The organism is Variovorax sp. RA8 (genome assembly GCF_901827175.1).
GTDB lineage: Bacteria > Pseudomonadota > Gammaproteobacteria > Burkholderiales > Burkholderiaceae_C > Variovorax.
In genome coordinates this window covers 1,221,515-1,240,588 of sequence record NZ_LR594662.1, presented here as the reverse complement: position 1 = coordinate 1,240,588, position 19,074 = coordinate 1,221,515, and the positions used below count along the sequence as shown (strand labels likewise).

The window sequence follows — 19,074 nt, the reverse complement described above, 5'->3', positions numbered from 1 at the left end:
CCGAAAAATGCCCTATGCGGTCACCAGCGAATCGCGCGACGCCGAAACCCCAACCGTACCGACGCTGCGCGAGCAGAGGGTCGATTTCGAGGCGGGGTCCTGGAGCGGCCTGGTTGCGCCGCCGGGAACCAGCCCGGCCATTGCCGAACAGCTTTCCATCGCTTTGACGAAAACGCTTGCGGATCCAGGGACGCGGCAGGCGCCGACCACCATCCCTGCAGTTGTGCCGCTTTCGGGTGACGTGAAGAGCTTCAAGAAGTTGTTTCAGGAGGAGTCGATACCCCGAGAACGCGTGTTCGGCGCTGTCGCAGATGTCGGGCACTTCTAGGAACGGAGACCAATCCGCAACTGACCTGCTCATGATCGGGCGATACATCGACCGGTTCGAGGTGCGGGACGCCCATTGGCGGATCGCGCGCCGAACCGTTGTACATGATTCGATGATGCGCTGGGAAACGGCAATTGGATCGGATGCATCCGCCACGGGATTCGTTCTTGGAAAACGAGACAAGTCGGACTATATCTACGAGGCTAGGCGTGGGATCATGGGAGACTGAGGTCATACACCGGCGATTTGCCTCGACCGATGGACTTGGCAATAGCGGGGAGGTGACGTTCTCCCAGTCGGCCGTCGAGACGGTGTATCTGGGGAAAACAGCCGCCGGTGCGCTTCACCAGGAGATCCGCAGGACGTCGTCTCACCGCGTGGTCATGATCGCGAGCAAGACACTTGCGACAACCACTACGTGCATCTCCGGCTTACAACAAGCGCTAGGCGACCGGTACGCCGGTACGTTCGCCAGCATTCCCGCTCACAGCCCGCTGGACTCCATCATCGAAGCAGTTCGATACGTGCGGCACTGCCAGGCGGACTTGCTAGTAGCAGTGGGCGGGGGATCTGTGATCGACGCTGCAAAGATTGTCACCTTGTGTCTGGAGCGCGACCTCGACGCAATCGAAGACCTCCTTGCGTTGCGCATCGGCGGCCAGACCCCATGCCATTGAGACGCTCGCATCCGTGCAATCCAATTCTGTTTGTGATGCTCTGGCAGAAAGCGCGCTGCGCGCACTAGCAACGGCGCTGCCAGCCTGTTCACGCGACCCAGAAAACTTCAGCGCCCGTTTGGAGTGCCTGCGCGCCGAATGGCAGGCCATGATTGCCCTATCAGGGGGGGTTCCCATGGGGCTCAGCCACGCGTTAGGGCACGCGCTCGGCGGCTCGTTCGGCGTGGGTCATGGCCTCACTTCTTGTATTGCGGCACCCGCTGTCCTTGCCTTCAATCAAGACTTCGATGCGGGTAAGCAGCGTCGCATACGCACAGCGCTTGGTAGCAAGAGGCGTCCTGCGGCAGAAAGCTTGGACAGATTGATCCGGGCGATGGATTTGCCTCGGACCTTGGGCGAGGTGGGCTTGGCTGCCGCGGACATTCCCCGGCTAACTGATGCGGTGCTACAGGACCCCTGGTTGCGCACGAATCCGAGGCCGCTTAGCAGTGCTGACGAGGTGAGTCAACTCCTTTCGAAGTTACTTTGAGGCGTGCTTTTTGCGGCGTCTTGCCTGTGTCTGGGCGACCCCGTCATGCACGAACTGGCCCGCAGATAGAGTATTCATCGCCTGCCCTGGCACTTCCATCAGCAGGCGCGTGCGCTCAGGCACCACGTGCACGGTGATGTACTCGACAGGCTGGTCCTGCGGATCGTGCAGCAGCCTCGACACTCTTAGCAGAGGCGATCCGACCTCTATCTCGAGTTGCTGCGCCAACTGAGGGCTCGCAGCCTCCGCGTTGACTTCCTGGATCACGCGGCCGAAGACCATGCCGTGGGCCAGCAGCAGTTCGTAAAGGGGATGCTTCTTCAGGGCAGCCGCTGTAATCTTCGCGCCGAAGCGCTCAGGCACCCACGCGTCTGTGATCATCACCGGAATGCGCTCCAGAATGCGCAGCCGCACCGCGTGGAACGCCGGATCGTCATCGGAAAGCTGCAGCATCCTTGCAATCGCTGGAGGAGCAGGCTGGTGTGCGACATCCAGGACGCGCACATCGGTTTCACCCGCCGCCCGCCGCAGTTCTTCGAGCATCGTAAGCGTGGCATTCGGGCGCGGAAGGTCGATACCGCCGTTCACGAAGGTGCCCACGCCGTGCCTGCGAACAACAAGCCCATCAGCAGCGAGATCAGTTAGGGCGCGCCGAACCGTGATGCGGGATACATTGAACTGCGCGCTCAGTGAGTCCTCGGTGGGCAGCGCGCTTCCTACTGGCCAAGTCCTGTTGAGGATGTCGGCGCGAAGGAACATATATAGCTGTCGGTGGAGCGACATGCCCGGTGTGCGAAGGAGTTTGGGCGAAGGTGAAGGCATAGGTTGCGCGATAGTCCTGCAAAGCATACCGGACCTTATCCGTTGATTCTCTTGCTCGGAACGCATAGTTCGACGAGCTGCTCCCGTGGAACAGCGGCGGGCACCACATCGAGCAAGGGCTGGCAGCCTGAACCACACGCGACCAAGCGGTTCTGTCGCAATAGCAATGAGCCGGCGCTGCTACGCTGGGGATTTGGATGATGACGGGGCAAAGACGGTGATTGAAGCGCTGCGTAAGGTGATCAAGCGGATGCATTACCCGCTGGAGGTGATGCTGGTCTGCGTGCGGTAGTATGCGGCCTACCCTCTGAGCCTTCGTCATATTGAGGAGATGAAGGGCGAGCCTGGCGTGCTCGTCGATCACGCGGCGGTTCATCGCTGGTCGATCAGGATTCTGCCGGTGCTCGCAGCGGCGTTTCGCCGATGCAAGCGTCCGGTGGGCGTGAGTTGGCGGATGGACGAAACTTACATCAAGGTTGCGGGCCAATGGAAGTATCTGTACCGGGCCGTTGATCGCGGCGGCGATACGATCAACTTCCTGCTTCGCGCCAAGAGAGATCACGCAGCTGCCCGAAGCTTTTCCGAACAGGCCATCGGTCTGCACGGTGTACCCCAGAAGATCACTATCGACAAGAGCGGTGCCAACACGGCCGCCATTCAGAGCATTCAAGCCGACTCCGGTGCGGGCATCGAGATGCGTCAGTCGAAGTACCTGAACAACATCGTCGAACAAGACCATCGGGCCGTCAAACGCATCGTGCGGCCGATGCTCGGCTTCAAGTCTTTCCGCTGCGCGCGAGCGCTGATTGCCGGCATCGAGACGATGCACATGATCAGAAAGGGACAGATGGAATGCTTCGAAGGCCAATCCTCGTCCGCAGCGATGAAGTTTTGTTCGCTGGCTTACTGAGCAACTCAGACGACGCGAACTTACTTGGCCCGGCAATGCTATTGCGACAGAACCCTCTCATCCACCATGCGTGGAATCGTTGGTGCCGGGGCTGGAATCGGACCGGCACCTTTTTGGGGGGATTTTGAGCCCCCTGCTTCTGCCGCCTTACACCGCGTTTTCGGACTTCTGGACGCGGCAATCCGGCCGGCGCTTCCAACGCGGAAGGACCACAACCCAGTTTTCTTGGTCAAAAATGACCACAACTCATTTTTATATGTGAATTTGGGGTCCTCACAGGGAGAAAATGACCACAACTTTAGGAAACCTAGGGGCTGCCGACATCAACGTGCGCCGCTACTCCACAGTCACACTCTTCGCCAGGTTGCGCGGCTTGTCGACATCCGTCCCCCTTGCACACGCCGTGTGATACGCCAGCAACTGCAGCGGCACCACGTGCAGCATCGGCGACAGCGCCCCGTAGTGTTCGGGCATGCGGATCACGTGCAGGTCCTCGCCGCGCTCGATGTGCGTATCACCGTCGGCCAGCACATAGAGCACGCCACCGCGCGCACGCACTTCCTGCAGGTTGCTCTTGAGCTTTTCCAGCAGCGCATCGTTGGGCGCGACGGCCACCACCGGCATCTCGCTCGTGACCAGGGCGAGCGGCCCATGCTTGAGCTCGCCGGCGGCATAGGCCTCCGCGTGGATGTAGGTGACTTCCTTGAGCTTGAGCGCGCCCTCGAGCGCGATAGGGTAGTGCAGACCGCGGCCCAGGAAGAGCGCGTTCTCCTTGCGCGCGAAGTCCTCGGCCCAACTGATGATCTGCGGCTCCAGCGCCAGCACGGACTGCAGCGCGACCGGCAGGTGCCTCATCTCCTTCAGATAGCGCGCTTCGTCCGCTTCGCCCAGGCGCTCCTTGGCCTGCGCCAGCGCCAGCGTGAGCAGGAACAGGCCCGCGAGCTGCGTGGTGAAGGCCTTGGTGGAAGCCACGCCGATCTCGACGCCTGCGCGCGTGATGTAGGCCAGCTTGCATTCGCGCACCATCGCGCTGGTTGCGACGTTGCAGATGGTCAGCGTCTGCTCCATGCCCAGCGAGCGCGCATGCTTGAGCGCGGCCAGCGTGTCGGCTGTTTCGCCCGACTGGCTGATGGTCACGACGAGGGTCTTTGGATCGGGAACGGAGTCGCGGTAGCGGTACTCGCTCGCGATCTCGACCTGGGTGGGGATCTTCGCGATGCTCTCCAGCCAGTACTTGGCGGTGCAGCCGCTGTAGTAGCTGGTGCCGCAGGCCAGGATGAGCACCTTGTCGATCTCCTTGAAGACGCGCCAGGCGGCGGCGCCCGGCGTGCCGTCCTGGCCCACGCCGTCGAATAGCTCCGGCACGATGCCCTCGATGCCCTCCAGCGTGTCGGCAATGGCACGCGGCTGCTCGAAGATCTCCTTCTGCATGTAGTGGCGGTACGGGCCCAGCTCGGCGGCGCCGCTGTGGGCGAGCACGGTGCGCACGGGCCGCGTGGCCGGCTTGTGGGCACGATCGACGATCCAGTAGCGACCCGGCTGGATGTCGACCAGGTCGCCCTCCTCCAGGTAGACGATCTGGTCGGTCACGCCGGCCAGTGCCATTGCGTCGCTGGCGAGGAAGTTCTCGCCGCCTTCCTGGCCGGCCCCGAGGATCAGCGGCGAGCCGGCGCGAGCGCCCACGACGCGGTGCGGCTCGTCGCGGCAGATCGCCGCGATCGCGTAGGCGCCCTGCAGTTGCAGCACGCTGGCCTTCAGCGCCTCGAACAGGTCACCGTCGTAGTGGCTGTCGATCAGGTGGGCGATGACCTCGCTGTCGGTCTGGCTCACGAACACATAGCCCTTGGTCTGCAGCTTCGCGCGCAGCGCCTCGTGGTTCTCGATGATGCCGTTGTGTACAAGCGCCACGCGGCTGGGACGGGCGGCCTCGGCGCCCGCCCCGGGGCCGTGGCTGAAATGCGGATGCGCGTTGTGCACCGCCGGCGCGCCGTGCGTGGCCCAGCGCGTGTGGGCGATGCCCGTGCTGCCTTCGATGTGATCGTCGCGCACCTGCGCCAGCAGGTCCGCCACGCGAGCGGTGGTGCGTGCACGCGCCAGGCCGCCCGCATGCACGGCCACGCCGCAGGAGTCGTAGCCGCGGTATTCGAGGCGCTGCAGCCCCTGGACAAGGATGGGAACGATGTTGCGGCCGGAGACGGCGCCGACGATGCCACACATGGAGAGCTCCTGCGAATTGGAAGTTCGAGGATGGTAGTCAGGTAGGATTGAAATTTATTGTCAAATGAATATAAAACAAGATTCACAATTTCATATTGCGCCCGATATGAACTAGCATTTCACCATTTCTGGATTTATGAAATCAACGACCATCGATTCGGTAGACTGGCGACTGCTCGATGCGCTCCAGCAGGATTCGTCGCAGAGCAACCAGTCGCTGGCGGAGCGTTTCGGCCTTTCCACCGCGACCTGCCTGCGGCGCGTCCGCCGGCTGCGCGACGCCGGCTGGATCGTGCGCGAGGCCGCGATCCTCGACCCCGAGCGGGTGGGCGCCCTGCTCACGGCGGTGATCGAGGTCTCGCTGGACCGCCAGGACGCGGCCGCGCTAGAGGCCTTCGAGGTGCGGGCGGTCGCTGACGAAGCGGTGCAGCAGTGCTACCGCGTGTCGCCGGGCCCGGACTTCGTGCTGATCGCCACCGTGCGCGACATGCCCGGCTACCAGGTGCTCGCGCAGCGTCTGTTCACCACCGATGCCAATGTGCGCAACGTGAAGGCGTTCTTCAGCGTCAAGCGCGCGAAGTTCGATCCGCGCGTGCCGCTGCCTACTCCTTCGGCGCCTTCCGCGGTCGCTTCCAGTTTGAGAAGCTGACCTGCCGCCCCCGCGAAATGGTCAGCACACCCGGCTCGGTGCTCTTGGTCACGGTCGAGCCGCCCCCCACCGTGCCACCGGCGCCGATGGTGACCGGCGCCACCAGCACGCAGTTGCTGCCTACGTGCACGTCGTCGCCGATCACCGTGCGGTGCTTGTTGGCGCCGTCGTAGTTGGCGGTGATGCTGCCGGCGCCGTAGTTCACGCGTGCGCCCACGCTGGCATCGCCCAGGTAGGCCAGGTGGTTGGCCTTGGCGCCTGCGGCCAGCGTGGAGTTCTTGACCTCGACGAAGTTGCCGATGTGCACGTCGGCGCCCAGGCGGGTCCCGGGCCGCAGCCGTGCGAAGGGGCCGACCCGGGAGCCTCCGCCGACCGTGACGCCGGCCTTCTCGCCGTCGATGTGGGTGAAGGGATGGATCACCGCGCCAGTCTCGATGCGCGCATTGGCGATCACGCAGTTGGCGCCCACGCGCACGCCGGCGCCCAGCGAGACCGCACCCTCGAAGACGCAGTTGACATCGATCTCGACGTCCGCCTCGCAGGCCAGGGTGCCGCGAACGTCGATGCGCGCTGGATCGGCCAGCCGCACGCCCTGCGCCATCAGCACATCGGCCTGGCGCCGCTGGTAGGCGCGCTCGAGCGCGGCCAGCTGGGCCGGCGTGTTGACGCCGGCCACCTCCAGCGGGTCGTCGATGCGGTGGGCCAGCACGGGTACGCCGTCGATGGTGGCGAAGCCCACCACGTCGGTCAGGTAGTACTCGCCCTGGGCGTTCTTGTTGTCCAGCCGCGCCAGCCAGGGCTTGAGCAGCTGGGCCGGCACGGCCATCACGCCGCTGTAGATCTCCCGGATTGCACGCTGCGCGTCGCTCGCGTCCTTCTCCTCCACGATCGCCTGCACCTCGCCCTCGCCCTCGACGGCGGGCGCACGCACGATGCGCCCGTAGCCCGTCGGGTCCTCGACCTGGATGGTGAGCAGCGCGAGCCGGCGCCCGGCGCTCTGGGCGATCAGCGCGCGCAGGGTGGCGTCGCCGATCAAGGGCACGTCGCCCGAAAGCACCACCACCGTGCCGTCGTCGGGCAGAAGCGGTGCAGCCTGTTGCATCGCGTGGCCGGTGCCCAGTTGCGGCACCTGGCGCGCGAATTGCGGCAGCACGCCCGCAGCGCCGTCGCAGAGCGCGGCCTCGACATCGGTCGCGCCATGGCCGGTGACCACCACCACCTTGCGCGCGCCGATGCGCGTGGCCGTGTCCACGACGTGCGCCACCAGCGCGCGGCCACCTAAACGATGCAACACTTTGGGCAGGCTGCTTTTCATGCGCGTGCCCTTGCCGGCCGCCATGATGACGACATCGACCGGTTGCCGGTTGTCCTGCGGAGTCTTGTTCATGCCACTTTCTCGAATGCGTTGGGTCTGGCTGGCGCGCATTATCGGCGTGCTGCTCGCTGCCGCCACGCTGGCGGCCTGCAGCACCCTCAAGCTGGCCTATAACAACCTGCCGGAGCTGAGCTACTGGTGGCTGGACGCCTACCTGGACTTCGATGGCGCGCAGACGCCCCGGGTACGCGACGACCTTGCCGAGCTGCTCGCCTGGCACCGCCGCCACGAGCTGCCCCGGCTGGTCGAGCTGCTGCGCCGGGCCCAGGCGCTGGCGCCCGAAGATGTCACGACCAAGCAGACCTGCGAGTTCGCAGACCAGATCCGCGAGCGGCTACTGGCAGTGGCCGTGCAGGCCGAGGGGCCAGGAACCGGCCTGGCGCTGAGCCTGGGCGAAGCTCAGCTGCAGCACCTGGAGCGCAAGTACGCGAGGAACGACGCCGAGTACCGCAAGGAGTGGCTCGAGGGCGGCCCGGCACGCTGGCAGGAGAAGCGCTACGAGCGGCTCCTGGAGCGCAACGAGGACTTCTACGGACGGCTCGAGCCGGCGCAGCGCGAAATGCTGAAGCAGCAGGTGGCGCAGTCCGCCTTCGATCCGCACGCCTTCGACGCCGAGCGCCGCCGGCGCCAGCAGGAGGTGCTGGGGCTGCTGCGCCGCTTCCAGGCCGAGCGGACGCCGCCGGCCGAAGCGCGCGCGGCCATCCATGCCTACGTGCTGCGCGTCGCCGACCCGCCGCCCGGTCCCTGGCGCGATCGGCAGCAGGCGCTTCAGCAGGAAGGCTGCCGCAATCTGGCGGCGCTGCACAACAGGACCAGCGCGGCTCAGCGCGAACAGGCCGCCCGGCGCGTGCGGGCCTACGAGCGGGATCTCCGCGAACTGTTCGCGGAGCACTGAACACGGCTCGGTAGAACATTTGTTTACACTCGGCGCGACTTTCCCACACTCTCCATGAACATCACGCTCTGCACGCTCTTCGAGAAAAACTACCACTTCGGCGTCGCCGCGCTGGCGAATTCGCTGATCGCGGCCGGCTACGAAGGCGAGCTGTGGGTAGGCTACCGCGGCGCCCTGCCCGGCTGGATCGTCGACGCGCCGGCCTTCGACCGCACCAGCGGCCGGCTGCAGGTCGCGCCCCGGCTGACGCTGTGCATGCTCGAGCTCGACACGCCGCTGCACTTCACCTACTACAAGCCCACCTTCATCCGCGAGATGCTGGAAAAGCACGCCCCGCAGGCCGACGTCTGCGCCTACATCGACCCGGACATCGTGGTGAAGTGCGACTGGCCATCGCTGGCGGGCTGGTTCACCGAAGACGGCATCTCGCTGGCCGAAGACGTCAACTGGTGCTTTCCGGCGCGGCATCCCAAGCGCCTGCTGTGGGCGCGCTTCTTCGCGCCGCACGGCGCCGCGCCGCGGCGCGGGCTGGACCGCTACTACAACGCGGGCTTCATCGCGGTCTCGCGCGCGCACTTCGAGTTCCTGGACCTGTGGCGCCGGCTGTGCGACCTGGTGGTGGACTACAACGAGGGCGCCAAGCAGCTCAAGGCCGGCGGCTCGGCCGCGCTCTTCCATTCGACGGACCAGGATGCGCTCAACTTCGCCCTGACGGTGTGCGAAGCCCCTCTGAACACGGCGGGCCCGGAGGCGATGGACTTCGCGCCCGGCGGCTACTACCTCTCGCACGCGATCGGCTCGGTCAAGCCCTGGCACGGCGGCTTCATCGGCCAGGCCCTGCGTGGGCGGCCCCCGTCGCTCGCGAGCAAATGGTACTGGCGCTACGCCAATGCGCCGATTCGCGTGTATTCCGACGGCGAGCTGCGCAAGAGCCAGTTGGCGTTGAAGGTCGCAGCGGCGATCGGGCGGGTCTACAAGCGCGCCTGAGCGTCGTCGGGCGGCAGTGGTTTGTCCTTGCGCCACTCGACCCAGCGCACCGCCAGCAACGCGTACTGGTAGAAGAAGTTGGCCAGGCTGGTGGCGATGCCGAACCACAGCACCGAGCGCAGATCGCTCACGCCCACCAGCCACAGGTAGAGCACCTGGGTGACCAGCGTCACTGCGATGCTGTAGGTCTGGCCCGACGTCGCGCCGCGAACCGAGAGCGTGCGAAAGGCAAAGCCGGACGCATTCATCACGATGGATGCCAGGAAGACCATCCACACCAGCGGCGCCATGCTCGCGTACTGCTTGCCCAGCAGCAGGATCCAATACTGCGGAAAGACGACGGAGGTCAGCAGCACGGCTGTGCCCATGGCGAAGTAGGCCACATGGGCCTGCGCCACGATGGTGCCCAGGCGCGGGCCCATCGGCGCACGCGCGATCGCGGGGAACAGCAGCACGTTGGTCACGCGATCCACCACCATCAGCACCATGGCGAGCCGGCCAAAGGCACCGACCTCGGCCAGCATGCTGGAAGTGCCGAACAACGACACCAGGAACACCGTGATCACACCCTGCACCTGGTAGAACACGCCGGGCAGTACCAGCGGCTTCGCGATGCGCAGGATTTCGGCATCCACCTTTTTCGAGTCGCCGGCGTCCAGGTCCGCATCGGGCACCCGCTGCGTGCGGAAGGCCCTCCGATAGAGCAGCACGCTGACGAAGCTGGCGGCCGCCGTTGCAGCCACGATGCCGACCATCGACCAGGAGGTGATGGGCAGGAGCAGCACCGCGCCCACGAATGCAATGCGCACGCTGTGAGAGGCGAACGCGATGCGGTTCAGGGTGCCGATCTGGCTGAGGATGAGCAGCACCGTGTTGGCGTAGTGCTCCCGAAGCGTGAGCAGGACCACCGACACCATCAGCAGCGAGCCCGCCAGGTAGGCGGCGCCGGACCAGCCATGCTGCTGCGAGCTGTAGTACCAATAGGGCCCGACCAGCGCCAGCCCCAGCGCCAGCAGCACCCAGCGCTTGCGGAAGACCTGGTGGCACACGCCCACGACCCAGGGCCGCTCGCTCGCGCGCTGGCCCACGATGGGCATGCAGCAGTGTGCAAGCCCCAGGTCGGTCACCCCCAGGATCAGGGTCATGCAGGCCACCAGGAAGGTGTACGCCGCATACTGGTCCTTGGGCAGCACGTTGACGATGAGCAGGCCGGCGATGCCGCCGATGGCCACGCCGAAGGTTTCGACGCTGCCGACCATGGCGATCTGGCGCAGACGGGGCAGGAGCTTCACGGATGAGCGGGCGACGGTCAAGGGAGTTGGCCGGCAGCTGCCGGGTCGAGACTTCGTCCGCGCGGGCGGACAGGGCCTCTACGATACGCGATGGCTGCGGCGGGACGGCGCCCCGGCGCCGGACGCAGGCGCGCCTGGGCAGGATGAGCGGGCACGGCGGGTTCGTCCACGCCTCTTCTCAGATCAGGGGCGTGGGCTGCAGCGGCCGGTCGAAGTAGTCCCCCAGGGTCTCCAGCGCATGCGGCTCGAGGATGCGCAGCCAGCCCGCATCGAGCTTGTACAGCCGCAACTGCTGCAGCCGCCTCAAGGTCTTGTTGGTGTGTACCAGCGACAGGCCCAGCGCATCGGCGATGTGCTGCTGGTTGAAAGGGAACTGCACCCAGCCATCGCGCGCCATGCCGAGCCGCTCGGCGCGCCGGTAGAGATGCATCAGCAGCATCGCGACCCGCTCGGCCGCATTGCGGCGGCCGGCGGTCACGAGGTTGTCGTCCACGATCTTCTCCCCGCGCGCCGCCAGCCAGGTGATGTGGTAGCCCAGCTTGGGCTGGGCATGGAACAGCTCCCACAAGCGGTCGCGGGCGAAGCAGCAGACCGCGACGTCGGTCACCGCCTCGACGCCGTGCGTATGGCTTTCGGCGAACTCGTCCTGCAGCCCGACGAAGTCGCCCGGCAGCAGGAAGCCCAGGATCTGCCGCCGGCCGTCGCTGAGCGTCTTGAAGCGGAAGGCCCAGCCGGAGTAGATCGTATAGAGCAGGGCGCTGGGCCGGTCCTCCTCGATCAGGAGCCGGCCGGCCTCGAAGGTGCGCGTGCCGGTGCGGAAGGATTCGATGAGGCGCAGTTCCTCGATCGTGACGGGCAGGAAGGCGGGGTTGGAGCGCAGCAGGCAGCGGTCGCAAGGATGCGTGCCGGTGGGCGGATGACTGAGCGCTGGATAGTCGAGAGTCACCTTCCGACTATAGGCGGGCGATCTATGTCTTTTCACATTTCGCTCGCTGCGGGGCACTCCTACACTGCGGGCGCGCTCCACCCCCGGAAAGAATGACAGAACTCCACGAGATCCTCTATTGCAGCCTGCTGGCGCCGGACCAGCCCACCGACGTGGTGGGCCAGATCGTGGCGCAGGCGCGCGCCCGCAACGCGAAGGAGGAGATCACGGGCCTGCTGGTCTTCGACGGCATGCGCTTCTGCCATCACTTCGAAGGCCCGCGCCGCAACGTGCTGCGCCTGATGGAGCGGCTCGAGGCCGACTCCAGGCACGTGCAGATGCGGGTGGTGTATGAAGGCGAGCTCTTGCAGCGCCGCTACCGCGCCTTCGACCTGGGGCTCGCCCAGGTCGAGGACAGCGAGGACATCGCAGTCGTCCAGCAGTTCGACGGGGTGGAGGCGCTCGCGCGCTTCATGGCGCTGCGCCCCCGGCTGGACATCTAGGACCTGTTCAGGCCCGCTCGGAGGCGGAAGCCAGGTCCCAGCTGTAGGTGGCGCCGTGGCCGTCCCACGGCTCCATCACGATGCGCTCGCCGGCTTCGACCCGCAGCGTCTCACCCGGTGCCAGCACCAGGTCCTCGCTGCCCCATCGGGCGGTGGCGTCGCGCGTGACCCAGACGCGCCCCTGCCGGATGCGCAGGATGCTCGCCCCGGATGCCCTGAGGCTGGTCGCCTCGCCCGCGCCCAGTTGCCACGCACCGCGGCGAACGGCCGGCGGGACGGCGGCCGGGCGGGTGTTCAGTGCCGGGGACGACGGGAACGTGGAGGTGGTGCAGGCGGCGGACATAAGAGGCTCCTAGAAGGGGGTTGCTCCGTCAGCGCAATGGCGCGCTTCGGGAATGAATGATCGACGCTGACTCGTTCGCGGTCCAATGAAAACGCGCTACCCTAATGATTCCGCTTTCGCATCAATCCGCGGACCTTGAAATCATCTCCATGCAGCATTCCCAGACCCACCTGCGCTCCCGCCCGATCTCCGCCGGCCACCTGCGGGCCTTCGAGGCCGTGGCCCGGCACCTGAACTTCCGCGCCGCCGCCGAGGAGATGGCGCTGACCCAGTCCGCCGTCAGCCGGCAGATCCAATCGCTGGAGGAAGAGGTAGGCGTGGGCCTGTTCCTGCGCCATACGCGCGCCGTCGAGCTCACCAGCGCCGGCGCCCAGCTGCTGCTGGCGGTGCAGCAAGCGCTGCCGCGCATCGACGGCGCGGTGCGCCAGATCCGGCAGAGCGCGGGGCGCAAGAGCGTCTCGCTCACCACCTTCGCCTCCTTTGCGTCGATGTGGCTGATCCCGCGGCTGGAAGCCTTCCAGCGCGACAACCCCGAGATCGACATCCGCATCGACGCCACCGATTCCGCGCTGGACCTGGACCTCGCGGACATCGACATCGCCCTGCGCTACGGCCCCGGCGAGAACATGCCGGCCGGCTCGATACGCCTCTTCGGCGAGAACCTCACGCCGGTGGCCAGCCCCTGGCTGATCAAGAGCAACCCGCCGATCAAGACCCCGGCCGACATCGCGCGCTTCGCCCTGATCGAGGCCGGCGATGCGCACCGCACGCACCTGGAATGGCTGACCTGGCGCCGCTGGTTCGAGGTGAACGACCTGCAGCGCGCGCAGCCCAGGCGCTGGCTCTACTTCAACTACGCCTATCAGATGGTCCAGGCCGCACTCACCGGCCAGGGCGTGGTGCTGGCGCGCAGCTCGCTGATCGCCGAGAGCCTGGCCAACGGCGACCTGGTGGAGGTACTCCCGCAGCACCGCATGGATTCACCCATGGCCTACTGGCTGATCGTCGGCCCGCGCAGCGCGCAGCGGCCCGAGATCCAGGCCTTCCGCGATTGGCTGGAGGCGCAGGCGGCCATCACGCGGGAGACCATCGGGGAGGTGCCGGACCCGGACACCGTGGATCAGCTCGACTGAGGGAAACCGGGATCGGGAAGCTCTGCGTCCTGTGCGTCCGGATGTCCGCTTTCGACGCCCTCCGAATTCACCCCACCGGCCAGACCACCCCGTTGTCGTTGAGGATCGCGTCCAGCGGCAGATCGTGCGGCTCCGGCTCGAAGTCCTCCAGAAAACCGTTGGTGAAGCCCAGCCCGACCGTGAAGGGCCGGGGCTCCAGCGCCGCCAGGGTCCGGTCGTAGAAGCCACCGCCGTAGCCGAGCCGGTAGCCGCCGGCGCTGTAGCCGACGCAGGGCACGAAGAGCAGCGTGGGCACGATCAGCTCGGTGTCCTTGGGCTTCGGGATGCCGTAGGCGTCCTCCTCCATCGGACAGCCGGGGTGCCAGGCGTGGAAGGTCAGGGTCTTGTGCACCTTGTCGACCACCGGCAGGCCGATGCGGCGGCGCTGCGGCTCCCCCTGCAACTCGCCGTCTTCCTTCCAGCGATGCAGCGCGGGCAGCGGATCGAATTCGCCCTTGATCGGCCAGTAGGCGCCGATCACCGTCTCGGGCCGGCCCACCAGCCAGATCCGCATCACGCGCTGCAACAGGTCGGCGCGCGCCAGGCGGTCGGGCATGGCAAGCCGTTGCGCAACCAGTGCGGAACGCAGCTGTTGCTTGAGAAAGTTGGCAGTTGCCGAGGTGTCGGCACCCTTTGACTTGTCCATAATCCCCCGATGCAGTTCGCAAGCATTTTGGCACCTGCGCGCGGTCGTCCTCGCGCCCCCTTTCCCACCCTCCTTCTTTCGCTCGCAATCGTCGCCGCGGCATGGCTGCAGCCGGCACGCGCGCAGAACGGAAGCGACGACGTGATCATGCAGATGAAACAGGCCGCCCAGCGCGGTGACAAGGCGCGCCTGTCCGCCCTGTTGCCGCAGGCCCGCGGTCACCTGCTCGAGCCGTGGGCGGCCTACTGGGAGCTCAAGGCGCGCCTTGGGGAAGCCAGCCCCTCCGAGGTGCAGGATTTCCTCTCGCGCTACGCCGGCACCTACCAGGAGGACCGCCTGCGCAACGACTGGCTCCTCCTGCTCGGGCAGCGCCGCGACTGGGACGGCTTCGCCGCGCTGCACCCGGCCTTCCGCATGAACGACGATGCCCAGGTGCGGTGCTACGCCGTGCTCGTCGAGGCGCTGCGCTCCGGCAACCCCACCGCCGCCCAGGCCGCGGAGGTGCGCCGCAATTGGCTGGGCCAGCGCGAGCTCGACGACGGCTGCCTGACCGCGGCCGACCGCATGATCTCGGCGCGCATGATGTCGCCCAACGACGCCTGGAAGAAGGCGCGGCTCGCGATCGAGATGAACCGCCCGCAGGCGGCGCGCGCCGCGGTGCTGCTGGCCGCGCCCGATGCCGTGCCGCACTTCGACGAGCTCAATGCCAGCATGGCGAAGTTCCTGGCCGGCCGTGGCGTCGCCCCTGGCAAGGCGCGGCGCGAGCTGGTGACGCTGGCACTGATCAAGATGACCATTGCCGACCCTGACATGGCGGCCTCCCAGCTCGATGGCAAGTGGAGCGTGATGCTCTCCCCCGAGGAGCGCAACTGGGTATGGGGCGCGATCGGCCGCCAGTACGCAGTCAAGCTCTCGCCGGCCGCCGCCGGTGCATTCGCCAACGTCACGAAGAACGCCGACCTGTCCGACGACATGCTGGCCTGGAAGGCCCGCGCGGCCCTGCGCAGCGGCAACTGGAAGGAAGTGCGGGCCGCCATCGCCGCCATGAGCGACTCGACCCAGGAAGACCCGACCTGGGTCTACTGGAAGGCGCGCGCCCTGCAGGTGCAGGGCGGCGACGAGCGCCGGGCCGAGGCGCGCACGCTGTACGAGAGCATTGCCGGCACCCGCGGCTTCTACGAGCTTCTGGCGCTGGAGGAACTGGGCCAGCGCGCCAGCGTGCCGACCCGCCCCGCGCCGCTCACCCCCGAGGAGAAGGCAGCGGCGCGCAGCAATCCGGCGTTGGCCCGCGCGCTGTATGCGATCGAGACCGGCCTTCGTTCCGAGGGCGTCCGCGAGTGGAACTACGCCACCAACCTGCACGACAAGGGCGGCATGGGCGACCGCGAACTGCTCGCCGCCGCCGACCTCGCCTGCCAGCGCGAGGTCTGGGACCGCTGCATCAACACCAGCGAGCGCACCAAGGGAATGATCGACGTCGAGCAGCGCTATCCCATGCCCTTCCGCGAAACGGTCGTCGCCAAGAGCGCGGAGATCGGCCTCGACCCGGCCTACGTCTACGGCCTGATCCGCCAGGAGAGCCGCTTCATCATGGACGCGCGCTCCGGCGTCGGCGCCTCCGGCCTGATGCAGGTGATGCCCGCCACCGCGCGCTGGACCGCCCGCAAGATCGGCCTTTCCGGCTTCACGCCGAGCCAGATCAACGACCGCGACACCAACGTCACCATCGGCACCAACTACCTCAAGCTCGCGCTCGACGACTTCGACGGCTCCATGCCGCTGGCCGCCGCGGCCTACAACGCCGGCCCCGGCCGGCCGCGCAACTGGCGCAACGGCCCGGTCGTGGAGGCCGCAATATGGGCCGAGAACGTGCCCTTCAACGAAACCCGCGACTACGTCAAGAAGGTGCTGGCCAACACCACCAACTACGCCGCCCTGCTCACCGGCAGGCCGCAGTCGCTCAAGGACCGCCTCGGCACCGTGGGCCCCCGCGAAGCCGCCGAGCCCGAGCCCAACAAGGACCTGCCTTGATGAGCGCTGGGGAGGTCGTCGAATGACCTGGTGGGACGAGGTCGCAACCACGGTCGCGGCCGAGTTCTCTGACGTGGGCGACGTCACCCAGCTCACTCGCATCACGGTGCGCCTGGTGCTGGCCTCGGTGCTCGGCTTCGCGCTCGGCTTCGAGCGTGAGCAGCAGGGCAAGGCAGCCGGCGTTCGCACCCACATGCTGGTGGCCATCGGCTCGGCACTCTTCGTGCTCGTCCCGCAGCAGTCCGGTATCGAGCCGGCCGACATGAGCCGCGTGATCCAGGGCCTGGTGGCGGGCGTCGGGTTTCTCTGTGCCGGCACCATCCTCAAGCAGGGCCGCGACGAGCGGCATGTGCAGGGCCTCACCACCGCGGCCGGCCTCTGGATGACGGCCGCTATCGGCATGGCCTGCGGTCTCGGCCGCGAGGTGACGGCAGTGCTCAGTACCTTGCTGGCGCTGGCCGTGCTCTCGCTGGTGCCGCATGTGGTGAAGGCCGTCGAGCGCGTGGTCGGCCCGCCATCGGGTGGCGACGGCAAGCGCATGATCGTCCCGCCGGGCAGCGATGCCGATGGCAACGACACGAACAAGCGCTGAGCATCAATCCCGAGCGCCTTCGGCATCAATCGCGCAACGACCGGGCGCTAGCATCGAAAGCTTTTCCAGCAGGAACCGGAGAAACGCGATGCTCAAGCTCTATATCGGCAACAAGAACTACTCGTCCTGGTCGATGCGCCCCTGGGTGCTCATGAAGCAGGCCGGCATCGCCTTCGAGGAGGTCATGGTGCCCTTCGACTCCCTCGATGCCGACTCGCACTTCAAGAAGACCATCGAGGCCCTCAATCCGGCCGGCCGCGTGCCCGTGCTGGTCGACGGCGCGATCGTCGTCTACGACACGCTGGCAATCTGCGAATACCTCGCCGAGAACCACCCGGACAAGCCCCTCTGGCCACGCGACAAGGCCCGCCGCGCGCATGCGCGCAGCGTCTGCGCCGAGATGCACGCGGGCTTCGCCGCGCTGCGCACCCACTGCGGCATGAACATCGAGGCCGACCTGCGCCTGCAGGGCAAGATCATCTTGCGCGACCAGCCGCAGGTGCGCGCCGACCTTGCGCGCATCGTGCAGATGTGGAGCGGCCTCCTGGAGGCCCATGGCGGGCCGATGCTGTTCGGCGAGTTCGGCATCGCGGATGCGTACTTCGCACCGGTCGGGGTGCGCATCAAGACCTTCGGCCTGCCGGTACCTGCCGGGATCGCGGCCTACATCGAGCGCGTGCAGCAGTTGCCCGGCGTCAAGGCCTGGATCGACGAGGCGTTGGTCGAGAAGCGATTCGTGGTCGTCGACGAGCCTTACCGCATCGAGAGCTGAGGGATAGGGAGAGCCGACTCACCCGACAGGCCGCCTGAGGCCCAGCGCCTAAACTGAGGCGCATGCAAACCTACCTCGTCGGCGGCGCCATCCGCGATGCCCTGCTGGGCCGGCCCGGCAGTGACCGCGACTGGGTCGTGGTCGGCGCCACGCCCGAGGAAATGGCCGCGCAGGGCTACCTGCCCGTGGGCCGCGATTTCCCCGTCTTTTTGCATCCCAAGACGCGCGAGGAATACGCCCTGGCCCGCACCGAGCGCAAGAGCGCGCCCGGCTACCGCGGCTTCGTCATTCATGCCTCGCCGGAGGTGACGCTGGAGCAGGACCTCGCGCGGCGCGACCTCACGGTCAATGCCATCGCGCTGCCGTCCGCCAAGGCCGGCGCCACGCTGGACCTCGCCCACCTGGTTGATCCCTTCCACGGCCGGCGCGACCTGCAGCACAAGGTGCTGCGCCACGTGACCGATGCCTTCCGCGAGGACCCGGTACGCATCCTGCGCGTCGCGCGCTTCGCCGCCCGCTTCGCCGACTTCGGCATAGCGCCCGAAACCATGGCGCTGATGCGCGAGATGGTCGACGCCGGCGAGGCCGACGCGCTGGTGCCCGAGCGCGTCTGGCAGGAGCTCGCGCGCGGCCTGATGGAAGCCAGGCCCTCGCGCATGTTCGAGCTGCTGCGCGAATGCGGCGCGCTCGCCGTGCTGCTGCCCGAGGTGGATCGGCTCTGGGGCGTGCCCCAGCCCGAAGCCCACCATCCCGAAGTCGACACCGGCCGGCACCTGATGCTGGTGCTGGACACCGCGGCACGCCTGGATGCGCCGCTCCCGGTGCGCTTCGCCTGCCTGGTGCACGACCTCGGCAAGGGCACCACGCCGGCCGAGTTGCTGCCGCGCCACATCGGCCACGAACAGCGCAGCGTGGACCTGTTGCGCGAGGTCTGCGAGCGCTGGCGCGTGCCGGTGGAGCTGCGCGAACTGGCCGAGGTGGTGGCGCGCGAGCACGGCAACATTCACCGCAGCGGGGAGTTCGGCGCGCAGGCGCTGGTGCGGCTGCTCGAGCGCTGCGACGCCTTTCGCAAGCCGGCGCGCTTCGAGCAGGTACTGCTGGCCTGCGAATGCGATGCGCGCGGGCGGCTGGGAATGGAAGACAGCCCCTACCCGCAGCGGCAACGCCTGCGCGAAGCGCTGGCGGCGGCACGTTCGGTGGCCACCGCGCCGATTGCGGCGCAGGCGCAGGCAGAGGGCGCGGCGGGAACGAAGATCGCAGAAAGAATCGCCCGCGCGCGCGTGACTGCAGTGGCACAGGCGTTGGCGTCGCAGGACTGAAGGCCCGGCAGGGGCCTTCGCGCCCATCGGCCAGTCGGCGCAGTCCCACCGCGTTCGCCTTGTTTCAATGAATTGGATTTCTGCCGACCC

19 protein-coding genes and 1 pseudogene are annotated in these 19,074 nt (G+C 67.1%); 13 read left to right on the top strand and 7 right to left on the bottom strand.

The genetic code is table 11. The features are described from left to right. The first annotated feature begins 7 nt into the window (after positions 1-7). The 3 genes from E5P3_RS05890 (at position 8) to E5P3_RS36435 (ending at position 1,534) form a co-directional block, all read left to right on the top strand. Positions 8-328: a tripartite tricarboxylate transporter substrate-binding protein gene (locus E5P3_RS05890; protein WP_162585126.1), complete on the top strand. Its 321-nt coding sequence runs from the start codon at positions 8-10 to the stop codon at positions 326-328. A 281-nt stretch (positions 329-609) separates the two neighbouring features. Next, entirely contained in the window at positions 610-1,005 is a 396-nt protein-coding gene (locus E5P3_RS05880) for an iron-containing alcohol dehydrogenase (protein WP_162585124.1), read from the top strand. A gap of 13 nt (positions 1,006-1,018) precedes the next feature. Next, positions 1,019-1,534, top strand: a complete 516-nt coding sequence (locus tag E5P3_RS36435; protein WP_162585123.1) for an iron-containing alcohol dehydrogenase — start codon at positions 1,019-1,021, stop codon at positions 1,532-1,534. Here the strand turns inward: E5P3_RS36435 and E5P3_RS05870 are convergent. Next, positions 1,526-2,293 carry a GntR family transcriptional regulator gene (locus tag E5P3_RS05870; RefSeq protein WP_232072993.1) on the bottom strand — a complete coding sequence of 256 codons (768 nt, stop codon included), beginning with the start codon at positions 2,291-2,293 and terminating at the stop codon, positions 1,526-1,528. The genes E5P3_RS36435 and E5P3_RS05870 overlap by 9 nt on opposite strands. Positions 2,294-2,606: 313 nt before the next feature. Between E5P3_RS05870 and E5P3_RS05865 the strand changes: the two are divergent. Next, positions 2,607-3,266 (top strand): annotated as a pseudogene (locus E5P3_RS05865) (IS6 family transposase). A 336-nt stretch (positions 3,267-3,602) separates the two neighbouring features. Here the strand turns inward: E5P3_RS05865 and glmS are convergent. After that, positions 3,603-5,483, bottom strand: coding sequence for a glutamine--fructose-6-phosphate transaminase (isomerizing) (glmS, locus tag E5P3_RS05860; protein WP_162585122.1), 1,881 nt, complete (start codon positions 5,481-5,483; stop codon positions 3,603-3,605). Positions 5,484-5,619: 136 nt separating this feature from the next. Here glmS and E5P3_RS05855 point away from each other — a divergent pair, with 136 nt between their 5' ends. Further along, the gene (locus E5P3_RS05855) at positions 5,620-6,132 is read left to right on the top strand and encodes an Lrp/AsnC family transcriptional regulator (RefSeq protein WP_162585121.1); all 513 of its coding nucleotides are present in this window, start codon (positions 5,620-5,622) and stop codon (positions 6,130-6,132) included. On the opposite strand, the gene glmU is transcribed toward E5P3_RS05855, so the two are convergent. Beyond that, positions 6,086-7,519, bottom strand: a complete 1,434-nt coding sequence (gene glmU, locus E5P3_RS05850) for a bifunctional UDP-N-acetylglucosamine diphosphorylase/glucosamine-1-phosphate N-acetyltransferase GlmU (protein ID WP_162585120.1) — start codon at positions 7,517-7,519, stop codon at positions 6,086-6,088. The two genes, E5P3_RS05855 and glmU, sit on opposite strands and share 47 nt — an antisense overlap. On the opposite strand from glmU, the gene E5P3_RS05845 reads away from it, so the two are divergent. Both E5P3_RS05845 and E5P3_RS05840 read left to right on the top strand, forming a co-directional pair. Next, positions 7,518-8,402: a DUF6279 family lipoprotein gene (locus E5P3_RS05845; RefSeq protein ID WP_232072992.1), complete on the top strand. Its 885-nt coding sequence runs from the start codon at positions 7,518-7,520 to the stop codon at positions 8,400-8,402. The two genes, glmU and E5P3_RS05845, sit on opposite strands and share 2 nt — an antisense overlap. Before the next feature lie 54 nt (positions 8,403-8,456). Further along, positions 8,457-9,389 (top strand): hypothetical protein, encoded by a 933-nt coding sequence (locus E5P3_RS05840; RefSeq protein ID WP_162585119.1) that lies wholly within the window; start codon positions 8,457-8,459, stop codon positions 9,387-9,389. Here E5P3_RS05840 and E5P3_RS05835 read toward each other — a convergent pair. Together E5P3_RS05835 and E5P3_RS05830 are read right to left on the bottom strand one after the other, a co-directional pair. Beyond that, positions 9,374-10,681 (bottom strand): hypothetical protein, encoded by a 1,308-nt coding sequence (locus E5P3_RS05835; RefSeq protein WP_162585118.1) that lies wholly within the window; start codon positions 10,679-10,681, stop codon positions 9,374-9,376. The genes E5P3_RS05840 and E5P3_RS05835 overlap by 16 nt on opposite strands. Before the next feature lie 178 nt (positions 10,682-10,859). Beyond that, a complete protein-coding gene (locus tag E5P3_RS05830) occupies positions 10,860-11,627 on the bottom strand; it encodes a Crp/Fnr family transcriptional regulator (protein WP_443083233.1) in 768 nt (255 codons plus the stop codon). Between the two features lie 92 nt (positions 11,628-11,719). Here E5P3_RS05830 and E5P3_RS05825 point away from each other — a divergent pair, with 92 nt between their 5' ends. Then, positions 11,720-12,109, top strand: a complete 390-nt coding sequence (locus E5P3_RS05825) for a BLUF domain-containing protein (protein WP_162585117.1) — start codon at positions 11,720-11,722, stop codon at positions 12,107-12,109. A 7-nt stretch (positions 12,110-12,116) separates the two neighbouring features. On the opposite strand, the gene E5P3_RS05820 is transcribed toward E5P3_RS05825, so the two are convergent. Beyond that, positions 12,117-12,452: a DUF2917 domain-containing protein gene (locus tag E5P3_RS05820; RefSeq protein WP_162585116.1), complete on the bottom strand. Its 336-nt coding sequence runs from the start codon at positions 12,450-12,452 to the stop codon at positions 12,117-12,119. A gap of 149 nt (positions 12,453-12,601) precedes the next feature. On the opposite strand from E5P3_RS05820, the gene E5P3_RS05815 reads away from it, so the two are divergent. Continuing rightward, positions 12,602-13,585: a LysR substrate-binding domain-containing protein gene (locus E5P3_RS05815; RefSeq protein WP_162585115.1), complete on the top strand. Its 984-nt coding sequence runs from the start codon at positions 12,602-12,604 to the stop codon at positions 13,583-13,585. Positions 13,586-13,652: 67 nt separating this feature from the next. On the opposite strand, the gene E5P3_RS05810 is transcribed toward E5P3_RS05815, so the two are convergent. Further along, positions 13,653-14,270, bottom strand: coding sequence for a 5-formyltetrahydrofolate cyclo-ligase (locus E5P3_RS05810; protein ID WP_068677854.1), 618 nt, complete (start codon positions 14,268-14,270; stop codon positions 13,653-13,655). Positions 14,271-14,279: 9 nt separating this feature from the next. Here E5P3_RS05810 and E5P3_RS05805 point away from each other — a divergent pair, with 9 nt between their 5' ends. The 4 genes from E5P3_RS05805 to E5P3_RS05790 all read left to right on the top strand — a co-directional run bounded on the left by E5P3_RS05805 (position 14,280) and on the right by E5P3_RS05790 (position 18,984). Next, complete coding sequence (locus tag E5P3_RS05805; RefSeq protein ID WP_162585114.1) at positions 14,280-16,301, top strand: lytic transglycosylase domain-containing protein; 2,022 nt, start codon at positions 14,280-14,282, stop codon at positions 16,299-16,301. A gap of 22 nt (positions 16,302-16,323) precedes the next feature. Next, a complete protein-coding gene (locus E5P3_RS05800; protein ID WP_162585113.1) occupies positions 16,324-16,893 on the top strand; it encodes an MgtC/SapB family protein in 570 nt (189 codons plus the stop codon). An 88-nt stretch (positions 16,894-16,981) separates the two neighbouring features. Beyond that, positions 16,982-17,665 carry a glutathione S-transferase family protein gene (locus E5P3_RS05795; protein WP_162585112.1) on the top strand — a complete coding sequence of 228 codons (684 nt, stop codon included), beginning with the start codon at positions 16,982-16,984 and terminating at the stop codon, positions 17,663-17,665. Positions 17,666-17,727: 62 nt separating this feature from the next. Beyond that, the gene (locus E5P3_RS05790; protein ID WP_162585111.1) at positions 17,728-18,984 is read left to right on the top strand and encodes a multifunctional CCA addition/repair protein; all 1,257 of its coding nucleotides are present in this window, start codon (positions 17,728-17,730) and stop codon (positions 18,982-18,984) included. Positions 18,985-19,074 lie beyond the last annotated feature (90 nt).

Coding starts and splice junctions, on each gene's coding strand:
- E5P3_RS05890 (WP_162585126.1), top strand. CDS start 8: ATGCCCTATGCGGTCACCAGCGAATCGCGCGACGCCGAAACCCCAACC.
- E5P3_RS05870 (WP_232072993.1), bottom strand. CDS start 2,293: ATGTTCCTTCGCGCCGACATCCTCAACAGGACTTGGCCAGTAGGAAGC.
- glmS (WP_162585122.1), bottom strand. CDS start 5,483: ATGTGTGGCATCGTCGGCGCCGTCTCCGGCCGCAACATCGTTCCCATC.
- E5P3_RS05855 (WP_162585121.1), top strand. CDS start 5,620: ATGAAATCAACGACCATCGATTCGGTAGACTGGCGACTGCTCGATGCG.
- E5P3_RS05845 (WP_232072992.1), top strand. CDS start 7,518: ATGCCACTTTCTCGAATGCGTTGGGTCTGGCTGGCGCGCATTATCGGC.
- glmU (WP_162585120.1), bottom strand. CDS start 7,519: ATGAACAAGACTCCGCAGGACAACCGGCAACCGGTCGATGTCGTCATC.
- E5P3_RS05840 (WP_162585119.1), top strand. CDS start 8,457: ATGAACATCACGCTCTGCACGCTCTTCGAGAAAAACTACCACTTCGGC.
- E5P3_RS05825 (WP_162585117.1), top strand. CDS start 11,720: ATGACAGAACTCCACGAGATCCTCTATTGCAGCCTGCTGGCGCCGGAC.
- E5P3_RS05820 (WP_162585116.1), bottom strand. CDS start 12,452: ATGTCCGCCGCCTGCACCACCTCCACGTTCCCGTCGTCCCCGGCACTG.
- E5P3_RS05815 (WP_162585115.1), top strand. CDS start 12,602: ATGCAGCATTCCCAGACCCACCTGCGCTCCCGCCCGATCTCCGCCGGC.
- E5P3_RS05810 (WP_068677854.1), bottom strand. CDS start 14,270: ATGGACAAGTCAAAGGGTGCCGACACCTCGGCAACTGCCAACTTTCTC.
- E5P3_RS05805 (WP_162585114.1), top strand. CDS start 14,280: ATGCAGTTCGCAAGCATTTTGGCACCTGCGCGCGGTCGTCCTCGCGCC.
- E5P3_RS05800 (WP_162585113.1), top strand. CDS start 16,324: ATGACCTGGTGGGACGAGGTCGCAACCACGGTCGCGGCCGAGTTCTCT.
- E5P3_RS05795 (WP_162585112.1), top strand. CDS start 16,982: ATGCTCAAGCTCTATATCGGCAACAAGAACTACTCGTCCTGGTCGATG.
- E5P3_RS05790 (WP_162585111.1), top strand. CDS start 17,728: ATGCAAACCTACCTCGTCGGCGGCGCCATCCGCGATGCCCTGCTGGGC.